General features: G+C 70.1%; 5 protein-coding genes. All 5 read right to left on the bottom strand.

Annotation, left to right across the window (positions count from 1 at the left end; genetic code table 11):
* Positions 1–55 precede the first annotated feature (55 nt).
* The gene (locus HPY23_RS28730; protein ID WP_200601899.1) at positions 56–421 is read right to left on the bottom strand and encodes a hypothetical protein; all 366 of its coding nucleotides are present in this window, start codon (positions 419–421) and stop codon (positions 56–58) included.
* Positions 422–423: 2 nt separating this feature from the next.
* The gene (locus HPY23_RS28725; RefSeq protein ID WP_200601898.1) at positions 424–1,248 is read right to left on the bottom strand and encodes a metallophosphoesterase; all 825 of its coding nucleotides are present in this window, start codon (positions 1,246–1,248) and stop codon (positions 424–426) included.
* 137 nt (positions 1,249–1,385) lie between these two features.
* Positions 1,386–1,850 carry a hypothetical protein gene (locus HPY23_RS28720; protein WP_200601897.1) on the bottom strand — a complete coding sequence of 155 codons (465 nt, stop codon included), beginning with the start codon at positions 1,848–1,850 and terminating at the stop codon, positions 1,386–1,388.
* A complete protein-coding gene (locus HPY23_RS28715; RefSeq protein WP_200601896.1) occupies positions 1,840–2,070 on the bottom strand; it encodes a hypothetical protein in 231 nt (76 codons plus the stop codon). Before HPY23_RS28715 ends, HPY23_RS28720 begins: the two co-directional genes overlap by 11 nt.
* Before the next feature lie 11 nt (positions 2,071–2,081).
* On the bottom strand, positions 2,082–3,746 hold the full coding sequence (locus HPY23_RS28710; protein WP_200601895.1) for an AAA family ATPase: 1,665 nt from the start codon (positions 3,744–3,746) through the stop codon (positions 2,082–2,084).
* Positions 3,747–4,305: the final 559 nt, after the last annotated feature.

Genomic DNA, 4,305 nt, shown 5'->3' with positions numbered 1-4,305 from the left:
AGCGGCAGGTCGCCCGGATCCAGCGCGTCCTAGCCCAGCAGGAGCCCCCGGCGGCCTAGCGGACCTGGCGGATGAGGACGGCCCTGCCGTTCGCCGGGCATCCCTGCAGCCAAATCTGGAGGTAGGGCGAGAGGCCACGCGTCCCGAGGACGAACCGGCCGGGCACGGCGACGTCATCGGCTCGCCCTTCGACGAAGCCGACCTCGGCCGGGGCGATGCCCTTGTACGTGAATAGCTCGTCCGGCTTGCGCGGATCCGACATGTCGAGGCAGCTGAGGCTCCAGCGCACGCCGCCGGTCCCGGGCTCCCAACGGAGCCAAGCCTTCCGCCCCTGGCCGTCGTCCAGGGATGTGACGAAGGCGGCCGCGGCGGGGGCGGCCGCCCCAAGGATCAGGGCGGCCGCGAGGATGGTGCTTCGCATCGTCAGATCTCCAGGATGAATGAGCCGTCGAACGCTGGGTTCTCGCGCTCCTCGACCCAGGCCCCGTCCCGCCGGCGGTGGGAGGTGTCGTGGCCCCTCGGGTTCGACAGGATCCGCGTCCGGCCGACCGTGTAGTCTACCGACTTGTGGATGTGGCCGTGTATCCACAGGTTCGGCGCGTGCGGTCCTTCCAGTATATCGGTCAAATCCGAAGCATAGGCGGCATCGATCATCTCGCGAACCTCCCCGTGCAACAACGACCGCGGATGCGGGGCGTGGTGCGTGACGACGACCCGAGGCCCATCCCACGGCTCCGCCAAGGCGCGTTCGATCCGCCCCCGGTGCTGCCGGTGGAGCTCCTCCGCCGCGAGCGGCCTGAAGGGCGCGGGAGTCCCCCGGGCATCGCGGCTCTGGATCAGTCGATGGTCGCGCATCCCGACCTGGCGATCTCCAACAGTAGAGAGCGCCAAGGATCGGTTGCCCGTGAGCCTGTAGTCAGTCCATAGCGTCGCCCCGACGATTTGGATGCCCTCGAAATTTAAGGTCTGCCCGCAGTCGAGCATGCGAATACCCGCGATAATCGCGGCTTCGCGCGCGGCCGCGATCTCGTCGGGGTAACGAGTTCTCCAGAAATCGTGGTTGCCCGGGACGTAGACTGTGCCCCTCGCGCGGGGGACGACGCGCTCGGCGAGCCACGGGATGGCCCGCCGGCACAGGCCGTCGGCGACGTCGCCGGCGATGATGGCGAGGTCGCAGCGCAGCCCCTCCGGCGGCGTCCAGGGGGACGCGTCGACGTGCAAGTCGGACAGGATCCAGATCCGTGCCATTCTCCCCTCCCTCAGATTGCAGCCCCGGAGCACTTGAAGCACCGGCATCGCATCCAGCCCCGGATCGTCTGGATTTCCCCCGGTGATCCGCAATCCTCGCAGATGAACCCTGACAGAAGGTCAACGCAGTCAAGGTATTAATCCGTTTCTTGAGAGAAATCGCTCGTCGAGACCTCCCATCTGAGCGTGCCGTACTTCTCCTTGATCTCGTGCGTGGCGATCCTTGTCCCGCTCGTGCACTGCGTGAGGAAGTCCGCGGCGCCTTCGAGTAGCCAGTACCATCCGGGGCCGACGCTGGGCGGCCACGGGATCACGTCGCTGAATTCGCGCTGCAGCCGGGTCGCCCAGTCGCGAGGGCAGTGCGGCCGGCCCGCCCTCCAGCGGAAGGCCAGCGTCCGACTGAGCACGTGCAGCACTGCGGTCGCGGGCGCGCTGTGAAGCCTCTCCGGATCCTTGGGCTTGCGGTCCAGGGACTTCGAGGCCGTCCACTCCACCAAGGGCCCAAGACCCGTCGGCGCAATGCCGGTGACTTGGATAGTCTTGGCGAAGCGGTTGTCCTTCAAGGCACGGCCAGCAATCGTGTAGGATTCGTCATCGATCACAGGTCGCCTCCTCTGGCAGAGGGCTGAAACACAGCGCAAGAGCCTCCGCCTCGCGGGCGAGCTGCAGGCCGGTGAGCGGGGGCAGGGTCCCGCCCTCGACCAGCTCGGCGATCCGGAGGATCCTGGCCCAGGCCCCGCGGCCGACGAGGGGACAGACGTGCCCCGTATCGAACGCGCGCGTGAGCGTGGCCGCGATCGCGGCGATCGTATAGAGCTCCACGGTCGCCTCCTTCAGTGCCGGGGAGCGAGGCGGTCGCGCCCGGCCAGCAGGGTTTCGACGATCCGCCGGAGTGGGCGGAGTGAGCCGCCCTTCCAGTGCCGCCCGAGCAGGGCGAGCTCGTCCCCGGCGAGGTCAGGCAGCCACGTCGCGTCGAGGCCCCGCTCGGCGCGGATCTCCGCGACTAGGTTCGCCGCGACGACGGGCAGGTGCTCCGGCCCGGGGGCCGGGACTTCGAGGATCCGCAGCCGGTCCCGGAGGGGTCCCGGGACGCCGTCCATGCTGTTCGCGGTCACGAGGTAGCTGACCGCCGAAAGGTCGACGGGCGCCTCGACGTATGGATCGAACAGAGCCTGGGCGCTCTCCCGCTCCAGGAAGGGCAGCAGCGTGTCTGTGAGCGACCCGTTCCGCCGGTCGGGTGATGCCTTCTCGACCTCATCGATGCCGACGAGAAACGTCGCGACGCCTTCCAACAGCGCGGTCTGGAGCGGGACGGATCCCCGGCCATTGGACCACTGGCGGCTGGTGCCGCCGAACGATCCGTCAGCCGACCCGGCGGCGCTGTAGATGCGCACCGGCAAGCCGAGGCCCTGCGCGATCGCTCGGATGGCAGCGGTCTTGCCGGTACCAGGGCGGCTCACGAGCGCGGTCGGCCGGGTCCAGGCGTATGGCGCCCCGACGAGGTCCTGCGCGATGGTCTCGAACACCGGCCGCAGCCACGGGGCCTTGGCCGCGCCCTCCTGGACGAACCGGTGTGGATCAGGCGCCGGGAGGAGCGGCAGGGCCCGCCCCTCGATCGGCTCGAACTCCGCTCGCGGGCTGTCGCGCCTCTCCTTGGCGTGGATGGCCGGCTTGGGCAGGTGCTGCAGGGACCGGAGGACCACCCGCCCCGCGGACGCCGGCCGCGCAGCCGGGGCCTTGGGCCTCCCCGCGTCGATCAGCGCGCCGAGCGACGGGAGGTCATCCTCCAGGCCCGGCAGGTAGTCCGGCGGCGGCGTGCCGCCCGCGGCCGCTCCGGCGCCGCCCCGGAGGATCGCGTCCTCGTCGCGGACCATCTCCTCGGCCTTCGCGATGGCCGCGAAGGCCCGCGCCAGCCCGAGAGCCTTCATGTCGAACGCCGACAGTCTATCGAAGTTCGGCCTGGGCTTGTACTTGACGTCTGTCAGGTCCTCCTGCGCATCCGACGCCCACAACAGGGCCGCCCGCAGAGCAAGCCACCCGCCGCCGATGTCATGCCCGGAGCTCAGCAGCGTCCATGCCAAGTCGAGGCTGCGGGCACTGCACCAGGCGGCCGCGTCCGAGCTCCCGAAGGCAGCCGCGTGGTACGGCAGTGCCTGTGCGGCCTGGTGCAGCCTGTTCGCGAGAGGATCCTCCCGGCCCGCAGCGTTTGCCGCGTCCCGCAGGGCTCGCTCGGCCCGCAGCGTGTTCTCGGCGTCCGGCTCTTCCCAAGCCGTTCGCAGGACGTGCTGGAGCGCGCGGCTGATGCCGTCCCGCTGCGCCAGAGGGCACAGGAGCGCTTCGAGGTCCGCGCGCGCGTCCCAGCATCTGAACTCGCCCCCGAAGGCCCGCTTCGAGGGGTCGAGCGGCTCGCCCGGCTCGCGGGGGCCGGCGTAGAGCTCAGGGTTGAGGATGGCCGCGCGGATCTCCGCCGGGGTGCGGCTGGTCGTGGTCTTCGACATCGGTGGCTCTCAGGAACGGGGACGCGCAGGGGCACGCCGAGCGGAGGCTCAGGCGGCGGTGGCGGGTTTCCGTTTCGAGAGAGAGCGCATCGGGGTCATCCCGTTCGAGGAGGGGCTCACGATGCCGGCGATCCGGCGCGCCCGCAAGCGCGGGATGCCCGCAGAGTGAAGATTTCCCTGGGCGAATACGCGAGTCGCAGGGGGGTACGAATCAGTCGCTGCGCGATTTTTGGCGGGGAGTCCAGTGGCGAATCGCCGGAAGTGCTACGTTCGAATCCGGGCGCGTGACGGAGGCGACGGGATGCGGATCGAGGTGGCGGGCGGGACGGTCGAAGCGGTCCCGCCGCAGCTGCGCGCGAGGCTCGCCGCGCGCTTCCCGAACTGCCCGCGGTGGGCTCCGCCCGTCGAGGCGCTTCCCGCCCCCTGGGAGCTGATCCGCGAGGTGCTCGCGTGTCCGCCGTCAGCGCCCGTGAGACAGAGTGAGGCCCTTCACGAACGGAGGATGACTGGTTCATCGTAGCCCCCAAGGAGCGAAGATGAAGCAGACATCCGGGCCGGC

It is taken from the genome of Methylobacterium ajmalii (assembly GCF_016613415.1).
In the GTDB taxonomy this organism is placed as follows: Bacteria; Pseudomonadota; Alphaproteobacteria; order Rhizobiales; family Beijerinckiaceae; genus Methylobacterium; species Methylobacterium ajmalii.
The sequence above is the reverse complement of the archived record's forward strand: the minus strand, read 5'-3'. Positions and strand labels throughout refer to the sequence as shown.

Excerpts from the sequence above, each read along its gene's own strand:
- HPY23_RS28730 (WP_200601899.1), bottom strand. The coding sequence starts at position 421 with ATGCGAAGCACCATCCTCGCGGCCGCCCTGATCCTTGGGGCGGCCGCC.
- HPY23_RS28725 (WP_200601898.1), bottom strand. The coding sequence starts at position 1,248 with ATGGCACGGATCTGGATCCTGTCCGACTTGCACGTCGACGCGTCCCCC.
- HPY23_RS28710 (WP_200601895.1), bottom strand. The coding sequence starts at position 3,746 with ATGTCGAAGACCACGACCAGCCGCACCCCGGCGGAGATCCGCGCGGCC.